Raw genomic sequence first — 17,919 nt, forward strand, 5'->3', positions numbered from 1 at the left:
GTGGATTGGGTTAAGGTTTTATCGGTATCAGCCGGCCTGTTGCCCTGGATCGGAGCAACCTGGGTCGGCAATGCCCCGCGAGGTGGCAAAATCGATTGTCGAATTAAGCAAGGCCCGTACCAGCGCTTACAGTGAACCTTCGGCGCACCCCATCACTCGAAATAGCCACACACATCTACAGGGAGAGCCCTAATGGCCAGCAAATCGGCAAAGAATGCTCAGGAAATCTTGATGGCTGACTTCCAGGCTTTGGTGCGCGACACCGAAAAGCTGCTCGCCGACACCGCCAACCTGGCGGGCGACCAGGCGGACGAGTTGCGTGGGCAGATCCACGAGCGTCTCGCCCAGGCTCGGGAAACCCTGCAACTGACCCAGGACTCGGTGCGTGAACGGGGCCAGGCGGCCCTCGGCAGCGCCGAGCAATACGTACAGGAAAAGCCCTGGCACGCCATCGGCATCGCCGCCGGCGTCGGCCTGCTGATCGGCCTGCTGGCCAATCGGCGCTAAGGAGAGCCCGATGGAAAATGACACCCTCGGTACCGGCGCTTCAGGCAAACGCCTGGGCGCCGCCCTGCTGGGGCTGCTGCATGGCCATATCGAATTGTTCGGTATCGAATTGCAGGAGCAGAAGGGCCGCACGCTGAAGCTGCTGCTGTTCGCCGGACTGGCACTGGTCTTCGCCCTGTTGCTCTTGACCGCGCTGTCGGGGCTGCTTCTGGTGTTGCTGTGGGACAGTTATCGCCTGGCCGGGATCATCGGGCTGTGCGTGTTCTACAGCATCGCCGCGCTGTACTGTGGCTTGCGCCTGAAGGCGGCGGTATTCGACGAATCCTCGCCGTTCCATTCAACGCTCGAAGAACTTGCCAAGGATCGGGAGCGCCTGTTGCCATGAGCCTGCCTGAACTGCCGAACACGCGGAACCCGCGTGAGTTGCGCAAGGCGCTGCTGCGTCTGCGCATGGAAATGCATCGCCAGGAAATTCGTCACGAATCGGGGCAATTGTTGCAGCCACTGCAGCGCATGCGCACTTTGGGCAGCTCTGCCCTGCATGACGGCCTGGGCATCAAGCAGTCACCGTTATGGGGGCTCGGCGCCGTGGTGGCGCTGGGCTTTCTGACCGGCAAGGGAGTGCGCAGCGGCAACCTCACGCGCCTGGTGCGTCTGGGCAGTAGCCTGCTGCCGCTGTTGCGCCTGTACCTGCGCAGCGGTCGCCAGCCCTGAGCTCGATCGGCCTGGCGCTTGCGTCGCCCGGCCTGACACGGGAAGCTATGCCCATCGACCGACAGGAGATCGCGCCTTGGACTGGCAAACCCTGCTCACCCGCGAACGTTTGGGCAAAGCCCATTACAGCCCGGAAGAACTGGGGCGCAGCCCCTTCCACAAGGACCACGACCGGATCATATTCTCTGGCGCCTTCCGCCGCCTTGGGCGCAAGACCCAAGTCCATCCGGTCTCCAGCAACGATCATATCCACACGCGCCTGACCCACTCGCTGGAAGTCAGCTGCGTGGGCCGCTCGCTGGCCATGCGCGTGGGCGAGACACTGCGTGAGCAACTGCCCGATTGGTGTGCCCCCAGCGATCTGGGCATGATCGTACAGTCGGCCTGTCTGGCCCACGACATCGGCAACCCGCCATTCGGCCACTCGGGCGAAGATGCCATCCGCCACTGGTTCCAGCAGGCCTCGGGACGCGGCTGGCTCGACGACATGACGGACGACCAGCGCGCCGACTTCCTCAATTTCGAGGGCAACGCCCAGGGATTTAGGGTGCTCACCCAGCTCGAGTACCACCAGTTCGATGGCGGCACCCGTCTGACCTACGCCACGCTCGGCACTTACCTCAAGTACCCCTGGAGCGCGAGGCATGCCGACGCACTGGGCTACAAGAAGCACAAGTTCGGTTGCTACCAGAGCGAACTGCCCCTGCTCGAACAGATCACTCGCAAGCTGGACCTGCCTCAGTTGGAGGAGCAACGCTGGGCTCGTCATCCTCTGGTCTACCTGATGGAAGCAGCCGATGACATTTGCTATGCACTGATCGATCTCGAAGACGGCCTGGAGATGGACCTGTTGCACTATGCCGAAGTCGAGCATCTGTTGCTCGATCTGGTCGGCGATGACCTGCCGGACACCTACCGCCAGCTCGGCCCCGGCGATTCACGCCGGCGCAAACTGGCGATCCTGCGTGGCAAGGCCATCGAGCATCTGACCAATGCCGCTGCCCGCGCCTTCGTCGAGCAGCAGACGGCTCTGCTGGCCGGCACCCTCGCAGGCGACCTGGTCGAGCACATGCATGGACCGGCCAAGCGCTGCGTGCTGCAGGCCAAGGACATGGCACGCAACAAGATCTTTCAGGACAAACGCAAGACCCTTCACGAGATCGGTGCCTACACCACCCTCGAGATCCTGCTCAACACTTTCTGCGGCGCGGCTCTGGAACAGCACGGCGGACGCACGCCGTCCTTCAAGAGTCGGCGAGTGCTCGACCTGCTCGGCAACAACGCGCCCGACCCAAATGGCTCACTGCATGCAGCCTTCCTGCGCATGATCGACTTCATCGCTGGCATGACCGACAGCTACGCCAGCGAGATGGCTCATGAAATGACCGGGCACTCCAGCCCAATCTGATCGAGAGCGCTGCAACATCATGTGACTGTAGCAGCGCTAACGATAAAGACGTTTCCTACAACAAAAAAGTGCAACTAAACAAGTCGATAAACGCCTAATAAAAAGTTACTAAAATCAGTTTGATATTTCAACTGGCGGATTTTTTCGTAGCCGTAATTTAGTTTTCTTGTAAGCCATTTCCCATATATTGCTAACTGTCGTTCCTCCTATGCCCGCGGACTTCCAAGTGAGCTAAGGTGCGATCTGCCTTCGTCACCGTTAGCAGGGAAGTTCTATATGCACTCCGTATTCATTGTCGACGACCATCCCGTCATCCGCCTGGCCGTTCGCATGTTGCTGGAAAATCAAGGCTACAAAATAGTGGGCGAGTCGGACAATGGCGTCGACGCCATGCAGATGATTCGCGAAGCCCATCCTGACCTGGTGCTCCTCGACATCAGCATCCCCAAGCTAGACGGCCTGGAGGTACTTTCACGCTTCCAGTCCATGGCACTGCCGCTCAAGGTGCTGGTCCTCACCGCCCAGTCCCCGGCGCTGTTCGCCGTACGCTGCATGCACTCCGGTGCGGCCGGGTATGTCTGCAAGCAGGAAGACCTGAGCGAACTGCTCAGTGCCATCAAGGCCGTACTCGCCGGTTACAACTATTTCCCCAGCCAGGCGTTCAATGGCGGTAACGAGACGGCCGACGCCGACTTGCAACTGTTCCGTCAGGTCAACGACCGGGAGTTGATGGTGTTGCAACTTTTTGCCCAGGGACGGACCAATAAGGAAATTGCCCAGGGCATGTTTCTCAGCAGCAAAACCGTGAGCACTTACAAGAAGCGCCTGATGCAGAAACTTCAGGTCAATTCCCTCGTCGACCTGATCGACATGGCCAAACGCAACGCGCTGGTCTGAGGGCGGAACATGCCACGCTACGTCACTCCCCTGCTACTCGCGCTGGCCCTGGCCAGCGCTGAAGCTCGGGCCACCGCGCCCCAGCCCGCTCCCTACACCTTATTGCCCCGCTCCACCGCCAATCCCGTCCAGCCGACGCTGAGCGAATCCCAGCGGCGCTGGCTGCAAGAGCGCCGATCATTGCGGCTGGGCACCTCCGCCCCGGACTACCCACCGTTCGACATCACCAGCGGCGGACGCGACTACCAGGGGCTGACCGCCGAATATGCACACCTGATCGGCAACGCGTTGCAGGTACCGATCGAGGTCGTGCGCTATTCCTCCCGGGATGCGGCGGTCAGCGCGCTCAAGCACGGTGAGATCGATCTGCTCGGCAGCGCCAACGGCTATGAGGCAGCAGTCGATGGCCTGGCGCTGTCGCGCCCTTATGCCGTCGACCAACCGGTGCTGGTCACCCGCGAGGATCAAGCGCCCCCGCTCGACGCCGGCCTGGCCAACCTGCGCCTGGGCATGCTCGACCACTATCTGCCCAGACGGGACATCCGCACCGCCTACCCCAACGCCAGACTGATGGCCTTCGGCTCGTCCGCCCAGGCGCTCAATGCCGTTGCCTTCGGCCAGGCCGATGTGTTCATTGGCGACACCATCTCCACTCACTATCAACTCAACCGCGGCCATCTGCCCGGCTTGCGCATGGCCAACTTCAGCAAGCATGAAGCAGTAGGCTTCGGCTTCGCCATGCGCAGCCAGGACACGCAGTTGCAAACCCTGGTGAACATGGCTCTGGACATTCAGCCCGGCGCCGTGCACGGCAGCATCTTCAAGCGCTGGAGCGCGGGCAGCGACCTGCTGCTGACCGACCGCCAACTGCACCTGACCCCGGCAGAACAACAATGGTTACGCCGGCACCCGGTGATGCGCGTGGCCATCGACGAAACCGCCGCACCGGTGTCGTTCTTCGATGTCGGCGGGCACTTTCGCGGCGTCACCGCTGACCTGCTGGAACTCATCCGCCTGCGCACCGGCCTGCGCTTCGAAGTACACCGCGCCAGTGGCACCGCCGACATGCTGGCCCGCCTCGAAGGTGGCCGGGTCGACCTGATCGCGGCACTGGTCAACGACAATCTCGACGCCCAGCACCTGCGCAGCACCCGCACCTACCTGGAAAGCACCCATGTGCTGGTCACCCGCGACGACGAGCGCCAGGTCGATTCACTGGAGGACCTGCGCGGACAGCGCATTGCAATCACCCGCTACAGCACCCTGGACGAGCTGCTCGCACGTGACTTTCCCCAGGTTGCCTGGATCGAAACGGAGAACACCTATTATTCGATGGCGCTGCTGGAAACGGGCGCGGTCGATGCGGTGATCACCACACTGATCGATGCCAATCACGCCCTGAACAACGATCCCAAGCTGGTCATCCGCAGCGCCATCGGCTCCGAGCCGGCCAGCTTCGCGATGGCTACGCGCGCGGAGGACACCGCCCTGGCCTCGGTGCTGGACAAAGCCTTGGCGAGCATCTCGCCAGAGGAGCTGGGAGTGATCAACAACCGCTGGCGCGGCTACGGTCCACCTGACGGCAAGCGCTGGCAGCGATTGCGTCAGCTCGCCGTGCAGGTGCTGCTGGGCACCGGTTTGCTGCTGCTGCTCGCAGTGCTCTGGAACACCCGCTTGCGTCGGCAGATCCGCCAGCGCCAGCAGGCCGAACGGGCACTGAGCGATCAACTGGCGTTCATGCGTGCATTGCTCAATGGCACCCCCCATCCAATGTACGTGCGCGACCGCCAGGGCCACCTGCAAAGTTGCAACAGCAGCTACCTAGAGGCCGTGCAGGCCACTGCCGAGGATGTGATCGGCAAGCGCCTGGAACAGAGCCTGTTCTGCGATCCACTGCATGCCCGGCAGATCGAGGCCGACTATCAGCAGGTCATGCGCGACGGCACACCGCTGATCCTCGACCGTCCCTTAAAGTTGCGTGGGCGGGAAATGACCCTCTACCACTGGATCCTGCCCTATCGCGATTCCTTGGGTGAGCCGCAGGGCATCATTGGCGGCTGGATCGACATCAGCGAGCGCCGCGAACTGGTCCAGGAGCTGCGCCAGGCCAAGCAGCAGGCCGAGGACGCCAACCGCGCCAAGAGCACCTTCCTGACGACCATCAGCCATGAAATCCGCACGCCGATGAACGCACTGATCGGCATGCTCGAACTGGCCTCCATGCGCGCCGAACAGGGCCAGCTCGACCGCACTGCGCTGGACGTGGCGTACCACGCCAGCCGTGACCTGCTGGGACTGATCGGGGACATTCTCGACATCGCCAGAATCGAATCCGGCCAGCTGTCCCTGGTACCGGAGCCGGTTGACGTGGCGGCACTGATCGCTTCGGTGCAACGGGTATTCGAAGGCCAGGCGCGGCAAAAGGGCCTCACCCTGGAGGCCGACATCGCTGCGAGTGCACGCTGTCACGCCCTGCTCGACCCGTTACGCCTCAAGCAGATCCTGTCCAATCTGGTGAGTAACGCGATCAAGTTCACCGACCATGGCCAGGTCCGCATCCAGGCCTGCGTACTCGACGCAAGCGGCGAGGACGCGCCAACCCTGGTAGTAGAGGTACGCGACAGCGGCATCGGCATTCACGACGCTGACCTGCAACGCCTGTTCACGCCCTTCGCCCAAGCCAATCTGCACAGCCAGGGCGCTCGCGCCGGTACCGGCCTGGGGCTGGCCATCTGCCGCAGCCTGGCCGAAATGATGGGGGCCGACCTGCAGCTCAAGAGCCTGCAGGGCGTCGGGACCCAGGTGCGCCTGGCGATGCCCCTCTGCCGGGTCGAGCCGCCGCTGGCCCATGGGCGGTCGGCCCAGCACCTGGCCTCCCCCAACCCACATCTGAAGGTATTGGTGATCGACGATCATCCCGCCAACCTGTTGCTCATGGCCCACCAGCTCAACCATCTGGGCCTGCAGCAGACCACCGCCAACGAAGGGCGCGAAGGCCTGGCGAAATTTCGCAAGGGCCAATTCGATGTGGTGATCCTCGACTGCAACATGCCGCACATGAATGGCTATCAGTTGGCTGATGCGATCCGCGCCTACGAGCGCCAGCATGATCTGCCGCCCTGCACCTTGCTCGGCTACACCGCCAATGCCCAGCCCGAAGTGCGCCAGCGCTGCCTCGAGGCGGGCATGGACGACTGCCTGCTCAAACCCATCAGTCTGGCCACGTTGTGCAAGCACCTGGCCCGGGTACTTCCACGTCATCTGGAGCACGGCGTGTCGCGGCGACCGTTCGACCTGAGCGGCCTGGACGCCGTCGTCGGCCTGGAGGCGCAGGACCTTCAGCGGCTGCTCGACACCGTCAGCCAGAGCCTACGCGAGGACTACAGCGCCCTGATGGCGCTGGAGGTGGAACAGGATACCGAGGCGCTGGCCGAGCAGGCACACAAGATCCTCAGCGTGGCCAGAATGCTGGAGGCACAATCGTTGATGACGGCTTGCGAGGCGCTGGAGCAGAACGGGCTGAGCGTGGCCGAAATGAAACGGCGACGACAGGCCTTGGCGCGTCAGATGCGCCGGGTGGAAAAAGCCCTGGACCGAGCGCAGCAGGCCGGGCCAGGGCTTTGATTGGACGCAGCGCAGGCGCGATAGCCTGGCGCTGCTCCAGTGGGATCAGGAAGCCGGGTTGATCGGCTTGTCCGGATACCAGGCGTCCAACAGCGGGCTGACTTCTACCTTGGTCAGTTCGCTACGGCCCTTGAGCCACGCTTCGACAGTTGCACGCTGCTCTTCGCTGACCGAGCCGCGCTTGGCACTGCAGACCAGACCGAAGTCATCGCCGCCGACATAATCCAGGCCATTGGCGTCCATGGCCTCGGCCAGGAACGCGTCGAGGAAGGCATCGATGGCTTCGTCGGACAGGTCTTCCTTGAAATCCAGGTTCAGTTCGAAACCCAGCTCCTTTCTTTGACTAATTAGCAGGTTCTGTCAAAATGCCTGAAAGCGCCCTACCACGAGCCTTACAGAGCAATATAATGCTAAATCGAACAATGACAATTGTCAAATCTTACCGATCTGTTCGTCATCACCCCCTGGTCGCGATCGACCCCAAGGTGGCTGACCTCCTTTACCACGCCAACCGAATGGCCATGGAAGTGAAGGGCACGAAGTCTTCGGACGTGTATCCATCTATCAGGCTTCTTGAAGCGTTCTGCGACATCACAGACCAACGGATTACCCTGGAGACCCTGAGCCTCCCCGCAGTCGAAGAGATCCTGCGAGGCTTCAGCGCAGCGATGGCGGGAGACTCCTTGGCAGACCAGCTCCCTGGGGTTGCAGAGACCAGGGTTCGCGACTTGTACCAAGCCTGGAGTTTCTTGCCGGCACTGGATCCAGGGGCTCACGCCGTGAGCTGGGACAAGACCCTCTTCGCTCCCCGACCAGAAATCTGTGTCAGGTTGTCAGCCGCTACGGACTATCAGCGATGGTATTGGGGTGGCTGGGGCCTGGAAGGAGGTAAAGAAGGGAACATGTATTTGCGACTAGCTGGGTTGGCACGGTTGCGTGGCCGAGACTATGTCGAACGCATCTACCACCACCTCCAGCGACACGCGAGAGTCGATCCAGGTTCGGCGCGAGTTGAATGGAATCATCTTTTTGACCACCTCACCCGTAACCATGCGAGATGGCCGGAAGAGACGCTTTCTACAGAGGAAGGCGTGAAGGCATTCATGAGTGAGTTCACGAACGCCCATTTCTCGCGCGCTAGGAAGATGGGGAATGACGCTGGCTCTCAACTTAAACGTTGGAGCAGGTTCGTCAGGAGCGTTGAGATATGCCTTTGTAAAACTGGTATTTGGTCGCAGATTACGTCTCCGATCAAGACGCCGCCTGCTCGAACTAAACGTGGCTCTGAATCGAAGACGTGGGAGCGAGAGAACGGCCTAATCGTTCAAGACAAGATGCTCACATCCATTCCACTCCATGCCAGTGATGCGGATGCGATGGAACTGCTTTTCTTCCAAATTAGGGCTGACCTTCGGGTCGTATCCGATTGGGCAAATGCTCAAGCTGACGATCTAGTCGCGAAATTTCGCAACCGAAAAAAACTCGCCGAACAAGGAAGCATCATCAAGGACTACTCGGGGACTGCTTATAAGAACTACAGTATCGCGGATCTCTGCGCGACGCTCGATGCACCAGAAACCAATGTTCCCACAAAATTTCTGTGCAAAGTATATGAGCATCAAACTGGGCAGAAGGTTATTTTTAACGACCTAGCCCAAGAGTTTGGATTTGCTACGACAGGAAGTCTTTTCCCTCATCAATGCCTCTTAGTGCTAGAGCACCCAATTATAACCACAGAGTTCTTGCGCGACTTCAAGCTCTATAACGAGCACGGACATCTGACCGGCTTTGATGAAGAAGCCCGCCTGATAACGGGATACAAAAACAGAAAGCCATCTGACGTAAGGGAGCAGGTCGTTGAGCTTTCGGATAGCTCATTCGAACGCTTCCAGGAAATTATCGAGTTGACTTCGAACTCTCGAACGCTACTCAGGAAGAATGGAGACCCCACGTACCGTAATCTATTTTTAACTACCGGCAATGGTTTCAGCTGGCCAAAGCAAGCCAAGGTTACAGTCTGGAATGACTCAAAGTTCGCTAACAACGCAGGACTTCTGACCCGGCTCATTGCTGAGTTTAGTCCATACTGGAACCAATCAGAAAATGAACTGGTGGTTTTTCTAAAGAAAGTCAAGCTGACAAATGTGCGCGCCTCGAAGGCGGTTGAAGTATTTATTGAAACAAAAAGCACTCAAGCCATGTCAAAGACTTTGGGCCATGAACATTACTACGCTGACTTACTGAGCCATTACCTGCCAGAGGCATTGCTTGATTTCATAAAATCAAGATGGATTCGGATTTTTCAGAAATCACTAGTTTGCTTGGCGATGGAGAACAGCCCCCACTTGTTACGCGCAACAAAGTTTCATGACATTGATGAACTACATATATTCCTGGAAAAGCACCGCATCCATGAGCCCCCACCTGAAGCTGCTGACCCAGAGCGGAAAGCCGATCAGCCCAAAGAAGAGACAAAAGAGGCTGCACTGTCAATCAGCACGGGATTCCTCGCGGCTATATTATCGCTTGAAGCAGCTGTAAAAGGGGCAACGCATCGTCACCATGTGTGCGGAAGAGCGGAATATTGGTCATCCGTAGGGAAAAAAATAAAAGTAGAAATCCAGAAAGGCCGAAACAAGAAGCTGAAAAAGTATTTAGAGAGCGCTTTAAAACTAGTTGACGCGACTCGAATGGAGAAGTTGATTTATGTCCCTTCTCACTGGGTTTGAATTCTTGGACAATCCGGAGGCGCACACTCCGGATTCCTTCCATAGTGCCTCATGGCTTAAGTGTGAATTTCATGAAGAAGTCTGGCGGATCCAGACTACTCAAAAAAATCCGATCACCATCGATTGGAGAGTGGGCCTATGGAATGGCACTGTATTAACCGCACCAATCAACGAAGTCCTCCACAGGTCGCTAAAGCACTTGCTAATCATGTCAGTTGAAGGACTGACAGGGGAATTTTCCTCCCTTGCTCCTGAATCTAAAAACCACCGCCTGAAATGCTCAATGCGCGCCATAGACTATCTGCTTATCCATGCTAAAGATTTGCAGTTGCTTGAACTTGGCTTAGGCGCGCTAGACGGAGACGACATTAAAAACATACTTAACGTGCTCGCCTCGTCATCTAACTCTGAAAATACCATATATAACTGGCGCGAGCGATGCCAATCGTTTTTCGAAGAGCAACTGAGTGCCATTACAAAAAATGAGGCATCGGATATTTTTGCAAAATACCCTGCTATGCTTCTCGTCGGCGAAGACCTCCTAGATGAAAAAGAACTAGACTTCAACGCCCACGAAATTCCGATGCTTCGTGCAGCGCTCATGAAGTCTGGCTTTTACTACAGAAACAATCAATATGCACTCGCAATAAATACAAAAAAATTGTCAACCGAACTTTACCCAGACACCTTAAGAGGTAAAGACACGAAAAAAACAGCATTTGACATTCTCTGCTTTTTCCCAAATGATCCTCTTCATAAACGTGAATATCCGGCAGTGATTGTTACAACCGGAACCCTGGATCAACTGCAAGACAGTTACTTCTTTTATTATCGCTATTTTTTCACCTGTACACCAGCGCTAATGCAGTTGTCACTACCGGCTCCTGCCGACGTAGAGATCTTGAAAAACTATAAGCCTGTACTAGCAGAAGCCGCTCGTTTCAGAAGTGTACCTTCCGAAACACTTTTGACACTATTCCGCAAGAGCATGGAGTTTCACATCAATCATGGACGTATGATTCTGGATGGTTTCATTAGTATTGCCGAGTATTGCGTTAACAATTCCATGGCCATGCATAATCTCTCGGATGATCTGGTGTGCTCCATTATCGGCAACGACCTTGTACAATTTGGGGTGAAAAAGCTTGGACTTTCTGCGTTAGACGCGACGAAGAATTTTAAGACTCGAAAGCCGAACTCAAAAAATTACTGTAAAAAATTGCGAGAAAACAATGGTCTACTTGAGCTAGTACACATATATATAGGCTGCGTCCAGTTGATTGTTGGAATGATCATGGCACGTCGCGCTGATGAACTAGTCACACTTAAAACCGCTAGGTGCCTAGACAAATCCCTATCTTGGCTGATATTTGAAGTAGCAAAGTCAACGAAAGGTGCATTAGGTCTAAGGCAACGAGAGTCACGACCAATAGATGCAATTGCAGTAGAAATGATTGAAGAGGTTCGCCGCTTCCAATCGGAGTTAAAACGTGTGGGCGCCATAAATGAGCTAGGCGACCTATTTTCGACGCCTTTTTTGATCGGCCATAATGGGCTGAATAACGCCTCACGGTATCAATATAATCGATGTTTAGACTTTGCCTGCGACTATTTCGAAACCACGGTAACCCTGGAAGGCAAGCGATACTACGTTCGCCAACATCAACTTCGTAGATTCTTCGCAATTATGTTTTTCTACTCAAATACCTTTGGCGACCTAGACACTCTTCGCTGGATGCTCGGTCATCGAGACATTGAACATGTTTGGCGTTATCTTCAAGAGTGTTTATCGCCGAGAGAAATTCGAGGAGCAGGCGCACGCTATTTTGCAGAAGCCGCCAAAAAAGAACGCCTGGAAAACTACGAAGACCTAAAAGAACTCCTAGCAGCACAATTCGGAACCACCCGGTTTTCTCTCATAGATGAACAGGAAATCCAAGATTACTTAGATGGGGTACTTGAAGAGAAGAAAGCAAGTATTGATTATGAATTCTTCAAAGACGAGAATGGTGTCTCCATGCGAGTCCTATTTATTATCCACAAAGATCAGAGGCAGCAATCATGAAGCAGGATAAAATCAGAGATTCAATTGAAAATCGATTCTTACTGCTCGCAGACATAATCAAGCACCCCAAAAAATACATCGACAACGAAGCACTCACAACCGCGCTTATCACCCAAGGTAATTACTGCAAACTAAAAGCCACAATAACCACTGACACCCTAAATATTATTTTGCAACCCCTCAGCCTAAATACTCTGAAAAAATGGCTTTCTGACAAAGGGCCCGGGGAGGATTTCGAACATTTCAACAAACTTCGACTTCGAGCTCTTCAGTCAATTAACGCACAGCCCGATAACTCTATTGAAAATGCGCAAGCCCCAACCAATAGAAGCCGCGCTGCACTTGAAGATAAAATCGAAAAACTCAAATCAACGATATCCGAACTCCATGCCGCCAATATGATTCTGATCCAGGCACTGGATGTTAATAGGAGAGATTTAATTACAATTTCACGCACTAGCGGCAACGGTGATCGACAACAAAGAATCGAGAAATCGATTAATCGAATCATAAAAATCCTAAGCCTTAATCCTGCCCCCTATGATGACGTATCTCTCCTAACAATCAAACCCACGCTCAAAGTTATAGAAAATGAAAAAAAGACTCGTTGATTACCCTGACAAACAACTATTCAAAGTAATTCCAAAACTTAAACTTTATGACTTCGTATCAGGAGATAAGCTACAAACGCTTAATGGGAATGGGATGCCATTCATGACCTGGCCGGACGGAACTCCGTGCTTCCTAGCCAACGCATGGTTCATACGGATGCGCTCAGAGTCTGGCAGGAGTGGACAAGGGCCTTCGCGCGTGGGTAGCAAGGGTGGGAGTTTCGGGGAATACGCAGGAAAAATATCCCATCTCATCAGGTTCTGCTACTACAACAACCTAAATTTTATATCTCTTTCTGATGACGACTTCTGCGAGTTTATCGATGGATTGCGCGGTCATAAAAAAAAGAACTCCAAGGAGCCCAAAAGATCCGAAAAAACAATTACCAACATTGGGAGAAGATGTTTAAAGTTTCTTCACTTCATAGGAGAATTTAATCAAGTTCATAATTTTGTAGGCATTGGCGGTACTATCGACATCCAAATGGTCGAATCGACTGGGTATCGAAATGGAGTGCCATTCAAAAGGTCATCAGTACACCATCGATCGTTTAGAAAGGGCGGATCCTCTGCGAAGCCGCGCAAACCTATAGCCGAAGCCACAATAGAAGCGATGCGCGACGCCATCGATGAAATGCCGACATCTGTTTTCTTATCATCCCGAAGACAATTAATGATAAATACTTTCGAAGAGCTTGGAGCACGGAGACGGGAGATAAAACGCCTAACCATCCCTGTCATCATGGCAGCAGCAGCAATGGAAACACCGAAATTAGTCTTAACTACATTGAAGCGCGGAGGCAATATTACAAGAGCAATAACTGTAAGCCCACTCCTCATCGATGAGATGTTGACATTCATTCGAATTCATCGCCGGAAAGTCATCAAGAAGACTTCCCCCAGAGATGACCATGGTTATTTATTCATCACTGAGCGCGGCGGTCGTCCGCTGAAGACTGACTCTTTCACTGCGGAGTTTTCGAAAATCAGATCAGCTGCCGGAATTGAAGTCCAAGCTTGCGCTCATCTTTTTCGCCATGCGTTCTGCACAAACGTAGTGGCATCACTTATTGCAGAAACCGAAGCCTTGAGCCCCGAGTCATTTCAGCAAACTTTAATGACTAATAAAATGCTAGCCGAACGAGCAATGACGCTAACCGGACACTCAACCCTGGAAGGTCTCTTACACTACGTGGATGCTGCATATAGAAATAAATCTAAATTCAGCAAAATAATCAGGAATATCGAAACGGCGAACAAGTATCACAGTTACGAACGCCGTAGAAAAAGAATCTTTGAAGATTTCAAATCTGAAAAAATCTCCAGAAGCCAATATATCGAACTAGAAGAGGGCTTATCGAAAGCGATGGAATATGAACTTTTCACTGATTAATTTAATACTCCAGCCAGCCGACTCTCCCTAAATGAGCTTGCCGCGCATGTATCGACATGAAGCTAACACGGCATGCTCATGCCTCCGCATCTTAGACCATTATCGACTATCGATTTTGATGGTCTGAATAGAGACAGGCTCGCTCTAATCGACTTCAGTCAGGTCGCTGGTAAAAGTCAAATTTTTACCCGGCTGAAAGCATCAAGACAGGCAACGGATCAGCTTTAGCTTCTGGCTCCCTGGCGCCTCGGCGTCTCAGGTTTGTAATGGCAGCGAGGAAAGCCCGAGCAGGATTTGAAATCACCGAACTTATCCGCACGCTGAAGCACGGCACCATACTGACAAAAACGGCATCTCTCCTCTTGAATCGGCTGGCCCTTAAAGTCCGTAACATGACCGCATCTGCTTCACCAACTCGGCCAATCTGAATCGGGATTGAGCGACGGCCATTGTCAACCAGCAGGGATGATTGACCGCCCCCGATTGTCGTCGAGAGGGCCCCAACTCAGCGGTGGCTAGAGCGCCATGCCAGGTCGCGGGCAAGGATGAAGTCGGCTTTGATTTGATTGAACATCGCGAATATCGACGGAGGCGTTGCTCCTGCGCCAGTCTCTCGCTCCAGAATGCCCGGCAATCGCAACCAATCAAGCTTGCCCATTTCGGGGTCTACAAGGTCGACGGTCGGGCCAAGAGTCAGCCGCTCTTTCTCAACCCAGGCAAAAAAGGGGTCACCATGCGGAGCCCTGGACGGCGGCTCCTGAAAGCGATTGAGGAAGCCAAGCATGCCATCCGCTGCCTGCAGTCCCGCGTACTCAATGATACGACCCCGGTTTGGGTGGATAGATAGCGCTGTACAAGCCCGGCGCATCCTGCACCGGGCATCAGCCATTATTTTTCGAGTGTTGCCGCCTGGTTGCCACCTTCTTCCGCAATGGCAGACAGCTTATCGTCCGCCGCTTTTTCCTCGGCCAAGGTATCACCCAGCAAAGACACTGCTTCCTCCATACCCAGGTGCTTGGCCATGGCGATCAGCGTTCCATAGCTGGCGATCTCGTAGTGTTCTACCTTCTGGCAAGCCCCGATCAACGCTGCATCGAGCACCGCGCCTTTTTCGATTTCATCGAGTAGCTCCTTGCTCTCCTCGACCAGTCCCTCCATCGCAACGCACTTCATCCGCTTGAGCTTTAAACCTGCCGATTCCACCAGTTGGTCGATGCGCTCGATCTGACCCTGGGTTTCGGCCAGGTGGGACGTGAAGGCGTCGGCCAATAGTGGATTGGTGGCGGCCCTAGCCAGCCGAGGCAGCGCCTTGGTGATCTGCTTCTCAGCGCTATACACGTCCGACAGTTCGTGGATAAACAGGTCTTCAACAGTCTTCCTTGCAGCCATGAGTTATCTCCTAACGGTAGTGGTTAGTGCAGGGTGTGACTTAGAACGGTTTCTGGGTGCCCGTCTTCCGGCACATTGCCGGGAAGGTCGTTGGGTAGAATCGAGCCGACTCCGAATGTCATAACGGCCATGCGGACACGCAGAGCACGGCAGGCCATGCGTGATTCCGCTTCAAATCCGGCCAACGCCTGGCTCATAAAGTGCTCAACGCCAACCAGGCGATGTGGCGAGGCTTTCTTGCGCCGAGTGTTCATGAAGCCTCCGGCAGCTAGTCTTTGCCATTGATCAACCCGGAGCCGAGATCTGCTCCGGTGACCGGGTTCGTGGTTGGGTCGGACATCGTCCGAAGCTTCATTGCCTCGGCTGTTTCAGCCTCGGCAGGAGTGAGCGTCACCCAAGCGGTGCCATCTCCCCCATCAACAGCGGCGGATGGATTTTCCACGTACTCCCACTCGCTCCCCTCGTTCCAAGGGCCCCGCACATTGGGTTCACCGGACATGTTGAAATACTTGTTGGTGAATTCCGGCATGCCTGGGAGCTTGCCTTGGGGGAAGTTCGGCTGAATGGCGTGAAGCGCCTTCTCAAAGGAAAGCTGATGGGCGATCTCCCGCGTCATGAGGAAGCCCAGGGCCTCCTTAACGCCCGGATCATCAGTAACGTTCATCAGTCGCTCGTAGACGATCTTGGCCCGCGCTTCAGCAGCGATGTTCGAACGAAAATCTGCTGTTGGCTCGCCTATGGTATCGACATAGGCCGCGCTCCAAGGGACGCCAGCAGAATTGGTGAGTGGAGCACCGGCACCGTACAGGATGCTAGTGATGTGTGAGTCGTTGCCCGCACCGTTGATTGCTCGATACAGCTCGCCTTCTTCTTCAACCCCTTCGGCCAGACGGCCTTTCGCGCCCTTGTTGAGCATTACGATGATGGAACCGACGATCTCCAGGTGACTCAGCTCCTCGGTCGCGATATCCATGAGCAGGTCTTTACGCCCAGGATCATCCTCTGCCAATGCCTGGGTGAAATAGCGACCAGCAGCCGCCAGCTCACCTTGAGCACCACCGAATTGTTCGAGCAACAGATTGGCCAAACCGGGATTGGGCTGTGCGACCCGCACGGTATATTGCAAGCGCTTGTTATGGATAAACATGGTCATCTCCTCGCGGCTAGTCGAACGCCCATAATTATTTGTGAACGTCGTCTATGACTGGGAGTGAACTCCGTCTTACATCGTGCTAAATAACGCGCAACATTCAGGACGGGCGGCTACATAGCAATAGTTCAAAGTGATTTTCCATGTAAATAAAAATAAATAGACCCTAATGGTTAGTGCGCAACACCATTCGTCGTTTGAAACGAACAGTTCCTAAAGGACGGTTTCCCAATAATTCCCTCACAAAGGATATTTGACCATGGCGACTCCAACCGAGAACTTACTGGATTGGCTGCGTGATGCTCACGCAATGGAACAGCAAGCTGAGACAATGCTTAAGGGGCAAGCAGAGCGACTTGAGCACTATCCCAAACTTCGCGAGCGGATCGTTCAGCACATTGCGGAAACCGAAGGACAGCAGCGTCTGCTAGTGGAATGCATCGAGCGCCTTGGCGGAAGCACATCGAAACTGAAAGACATGGCCGGCAAACTCATGGCGTTCGGCCAAGCTGTCGGGGGCATGGCTATGAGCGACGAAGTGGTCAAGGGCGCCATGGCTGGCTATGTGTTCGAGAACGTAGAGATCGCTTCCTACACGGTGCTTGTTGAAGCGGCTACATTCGCGGGCGACGAGCTGACGGCAGATGCATGCCGTTCGATCCTGAAAGAAGAGATCGCCATGGCGAAATGGCTGGGTGAGCATTTGCCAGAAATCACACAAGCCTTCCTTTCTCGTTCTGCAACTCCGGATGTTGAAGCGAAACGCTGATTTCGAAAGGGCCGTATCGCGTTGATACGGCTCATTACTTTACCGTTGGGCCTCCAATCGATATGAAAGACTTTTCCGATATCAACTGCTGCCATTCCCGCCTTAAAGGGCCGCTATGGAAGACGTTGAGCTTTAGCGTCTTACACTTCTCGATAGCCTTTACCGTCGCCTACCTACTCACCGGCTCTGCATTGACGGGCGGAATGATTGCGATCATTGAGCCGGCTTGTAATACCGTTGCCTTTTATTTCCACGAAAAGGTGTGGCAACGTCTTCAGAGCTAATAATTAACAACTTTACTGCGCGGATCACTGGCAATCCTTCTGGCCCGTCCTACACCCCAGGCCAGCGCACGGGTCATCGATTCTCCTGGCCTAGCATCAAATGCTTCTTCGTGGAGTGGCATCCCAGTGGCCGCATATACACCGATAAAAACCTGGGTAGCCCCGGTGCGCGACAATCTCGTCTGCACGTCAATAACCGTTCCGTTATCCAGTGTCTCATCATGGCTACGATGGGGAAGCACAGGGTCAGCCCATTTCCAGAAAACATCACCACGTATTCGCATGTCAGCCATCCTAAGACTTTAGTATTATTTAGACATCACCTGACCTTAGCGGAGCAGCCCATCAACGCGAGCGCCAATTTCCCGCAACGACGCTT

General features: G+C 54.8%; 18 protein-coding genes. 12 read left to right on the plus strand and 6 right to left on the minus strand.

What is annotated here, in order from left to right:
- Window positions 1-192: 192 nt before the first annotated feature.
- The 6 genes from E2H86_RS13900 (at window position 193) to E2H86_RS13925 (ending at window position 7,150) form a co-directional block, all read left to right on the plus strand.
- Entirely contained in the window at window positions 193-507 is a 315-nt protein-coding gene (locus E2H86_RS13900; RefSeq protein ID WP_133328683.1) for a DUF883 family protein, read from the plus strand.
- Window positions 508-517: 10 nt separating this feature from the next.
- Window positions 518-892 (plus strand): phage holin family protein, encoded by a 375-nt coding sequence (locus tag E2H86_RS13905; RefSeq protein ID WP_133328685.1) that lies wholly within the window; start codon window positions 518-520, stop codon window positions 890-892.
- Entirely contained in the window at window positions 889-1,221 is a 333-nt protein-coding gene (locus E2H86_RS13910; protein WP_133328687.1) for a hypothetical protein, read from the plus strand. Before E2H86_RS13905 ends, E2H86_RS13910 begins: the two co-directional genes overlap by 4 nt.
- A gap of 76 nt (window positions 1,222-1,297) precedes the next feature.
- Entirely contained in the window at window positions 1,298-2,629 is a 1,332-nt protein-coding gene (locus tag E2H86_RS13915) for a deoxyguanosinetriphosphate triphosphohydrolase (protein ID WP_133328689.1), read from the plus strand.
- 276 nt (window positions 2,630-2,905) lie between these two features.
- Window positions 2,906-3,526: a response regulator transcription factor gene (locus E2H86_RS13920; RefSeq protein ID WP_133328691.1), complete on the plus strand. Its 621-nt coding sequence runs from the start codon at window positions 2,906-2,908 to the stop codon at window positions 3,524-3,526.
- 9 nt (window positions 3,527-3,535) lie between these two features.
- Window positions 3,536-7,150, plus strand: coding sequence for a transporter substrate-binding domain-containing protein (locus E2H86_RS13925; RefSeq protein ID WP_133328693.1), 3,615 nt, complete (start codon window positions 3,536-3,538; stop codon window positions 7,148-7,150).
- Window positions 7,151-7,195: 45 nt separating this feature from the next.
- Here E2H86_RS13925 and E2H86_RS13930 read toward each other — a convergent pair whose 3' ends face one another.
- Window positions 7,196-7,504 (minus strand): 50S ribosome-binding protein YggL, encoded by a 309-nt coding sequence (locus E2H86_RS13930; protein WP_133328695.1) that lies wholly within the window; start codon window positions 7,502-7,504, stop codon window positions 7,196-7,198.
- Window positions 7,505-7,635: 131 nt separating this feature from the next.
- On the opposite strand from E2H86_RS13930, the gene E2H86_RS13935 reads away from it, so the two are divergent.
- Genes E2H86_RS13935 through E2H86_RS13950 form a run of 4 tightly spaced genes read left to right on the plus strand, consistent with a single transcriptional unit; the run spans window position 7,636 to window position 13,948 of the window.
- Entirely contained in the window at window positions 7,636-9,879 is a 2,244-nt protein-coding gene (locus tag E2H86_RS13935) for a hypothetical protein (RefSeq protein ID WP_243744056.1), read from the plus strand.
- Window positions 9,857-11,944 (plus strand): integrase, encoded by a 2,088-nt coding sequence (locus tag E2H86_RS13940; protein ID WP_133328697.1) that lies wholly within the window; start codon window positions 9,857-9,859, stop codon window positions 11,942-11,944. The genes E2H86_RS13935 and E2H86_RS13940 overlap by 23 nt, the downstream gene beginning before the upstream one ends.
- Window positions 11,941-12,555: a hypothetical protein gene (locus tag E2H86_RS13945; RefSeq protein WP_133328699.1), complete on the plus strand. Its 615-nt coding sequence runs from the start codon at window positions 11,941-11,943 to the stop codon at window positions 12,553-12,555. The genes E2H86_RS13940 and E2H86_RS13945 overlap by 4 nt, the downstream gene beginning before the upstream one ends.
- Window positions 12,536-13,948 carry a site-specific integrase gene (locus E2H86_RS13950; RefSeq protein WP_133328701.1) on the plus strand — a complete coding sequence of 471 codons (1,413 nt, stop codon included), beginning with the start codon at window positions 12,536-12,538 and terminating at the stop codon, window positions 13,946-13,948. Before E2H86_RS13945 ends, E2H86_RS13950 begins: the two co-directional genes overlap by 20 nt.
- Window positions 13,949-14,453: 505 nt before the next feature.
- Here the strand turns inward: E2H86_RS13950 and E2H86_RS13955 are convergent.
- The 4 genes from E2H86_RS13955 to E2H86_RS13970 form a co-directional block, all read right to left on the minus strand.
- On the minus strand, window positions 14,454-14,732 hold the full coding sequence (locus tag E2H86_RS13955) for a hypothetical protein (RefSeq protein WP_133328703.1): 279 nt from the start codon (window positions 14,730-14,732) through the stop codon (window positions 14,454-14,456).
- Window positions 14,733-14,836: 104 nt separating this feature from the next.
- Window positions 14,837-15,337 (minus strand): YciE/YciF ferroxidase family protein, encoded by a 501-nt coding sequence (locus E2H86_RS13960; protein ID WP_024652003.1) that lies wholly within the window; start codon window positions 15,335-15,337, stop codon window positions 14,837-14,839.
- A 23-nt stretch (window positions 15,338-15,360) separates the two neighbouring features.
- On the minus strand, window positions 15,361-15,591 hold the full coding sequence (locus E2H86_RS13965) for a hypothetical protein (RefSeq protein WP_133328705.1): 231 nt from the start codon (window positions 15,589-15,591) through the stop codon (window positions 15,361-15,363).
- Window positions 15,592-15,605: 14 nt separating this feature from the next.
- A complete protein-coding gene (locus E2H86_RS13970) occupies window positions 15,606-16,484 on the minus strand; it encodes a manganese catalase family protein (RefSeq protein ID WP_133328708.1) in 879 nt (292 codons plus the stop codon).
- 262 nt (window positions 16,485-16,746) lie between these two features.
- Between E2H86_RS13970 and E2H86_RS13975 the strand changes: the two genes are divergently transcribed.
- Entirely contained in the window at window positions 16,747-17,256 is a 510-nt protein-coding gene (locus E2H86_RS13975; protein WP_133328710.1) for a ferritin-like domain-containing protein, read from the plus strand.
- 62 nt (window positions 17,257-17,318) lie between these two features.
- On the plus strand, window positions 17,319-17,540 hold the full coding sequence (locus tag E2H86_RS13980; RefSeq protein ID WP_133328712.1) for a DUF2061 domain-containing protein: 222 nt from the start codon (window positions 17,319-17,321) through the stop codon (window positions 17,538-17,540).
- On the opposite strand, the gene E2H86_RS26275 is transcribed toward E2H86_RS13980, so the two are convergent.
- Window positions 17,537-17,824, minus strand: coding sequence for a hypothetical protein (locus E2H86_RS26275; protein WP_029886733.1), 288 nt, complete (start codon window positions 17,822-17,824; stop codon window positions 17,537-17,539). The genes E2H86_RS13980 and E2H86_RS26275 overlap by 4 nt on opposite strands.
- Between the last annotated feature and the right edge of the window lie 95 nt (window positions 17,825-17,919).

Origin of the sequence: Pseudomonas putida (assembly GCF_004357765.1) — a bacterium.
In the GTDB taxonomy this organism is placed as follows: Bacteria; Pseudomonadota; Gammaproteobacteria; order Pseudomonadales; family Pseudomonadaceae; genus Aquipseudomonas; species Aquipseudomonas putida_U.

Bases quoted from the DNA above. Each gene is read 5' to 3' on its own strand.
- E2H86_RS13900 (WP_133328683.1), top strand. From the start codon at position 193: ATGGCCAGCAAATCGGCAAAGAATGCTCAGGAAATCTTGATGGCTGAC.
- E2H86_RS13905 (WP_133328685.1), top strand. From the start codon at position 518: ATGGAAAATGACACCCTCGGTACCGGCGCTTCAGGCAAACGCCTGGGC.
- E2H86_RS13910 (WP_133328687.1), top strand. From the start codon at position 889: ATGAGCCTGCCTGAACTGCCGAACACGCGGAACCCGCGTGAGTTGCGC.
- E2H86_RS13920 (WP_133328691.1), top strand. From the start codon at position 2,906: ATGCACTCCGTATTCATTGTCGACGACCATCCCGTCATCCGCCTGGCC.
- E2H86_RS13925 (WP_133328693.1), top strand. From the start codon at position 3,536: ATGCCACGCTACGTCACTCCCCTGCTACTCGCGCTGGCCCTGGCCAGC.
- E2H86_RS13940 (WP_133328697.1), top strand. From the start codon at position 9,857: ATGTCCCTTCTCACTGGGTTTGAATTCTTGGACAATCCGGAGGCGCAC.
- E2H86_RS13945 (WP_133328699.1), top strand. From the start codon at position 11,941: ATGAAGCAGGATAAAATCAGAGATTCAATTGAAAATCGATTCTTACTG.
- E2H86_RS13950 (WP_133328701.1), top strand. From the start codon at position 12,536: ATGAAAAAAAGACTCGTTGATTACCCTGACAAACAACTATTCAAAGTA.
- E2H86_RS13955 (WP_133328703.1), bottom strand. From the start codon at position 14,732: ATGCTTGGCTTCCTCAATCGCTTTCAGGAGCCGCCGTCCAGGGCTCCG.
- E2H86_RS13960 (WP_024652003.1), bottom strand. From the start codon at position 15,337: ATGGCTGCAAGGAAGACTGTTGAAGACCTGTTTATCCACGAACTGTCG.
- E2H86_RS13965 (WP_133328705.1), bottom strand. From the start codon at position 15,591: ATGAACACTCGGCGCAAGAAAGCCTCGCCACATCGCCTGGTTGGCGTT.
- E2H86_RS13970 (WP_133328708.1), bottom strand. From the start codon at position 16,484: ATGTTTATCCATAACAAGCGCTTGCAATATACCGTGCGGGTCGCACAG.
- E2H86_RS13975 (WP_133328710.1), top strand. From the start codon at position 16,747: ATGGCGACTCCAACCGAGAACTTACTGGATTGGCTGCGTGATGCTCAC.
- E2H86_RS13980 (WP_133328712.1), top strand. From the start codon at position 17,319: ATGAAAGACTTTTCCGATATCAACTGCTGCCATTCCCGCCTTAAAGGG.
- E2H86_RS26275 (WP_029886733.1), bottom strand. From the start codon at position 17,824: ATGCGAATACGTGGTGATGTTTTCTGGAAATGGGCTGACCCTGTGCTT.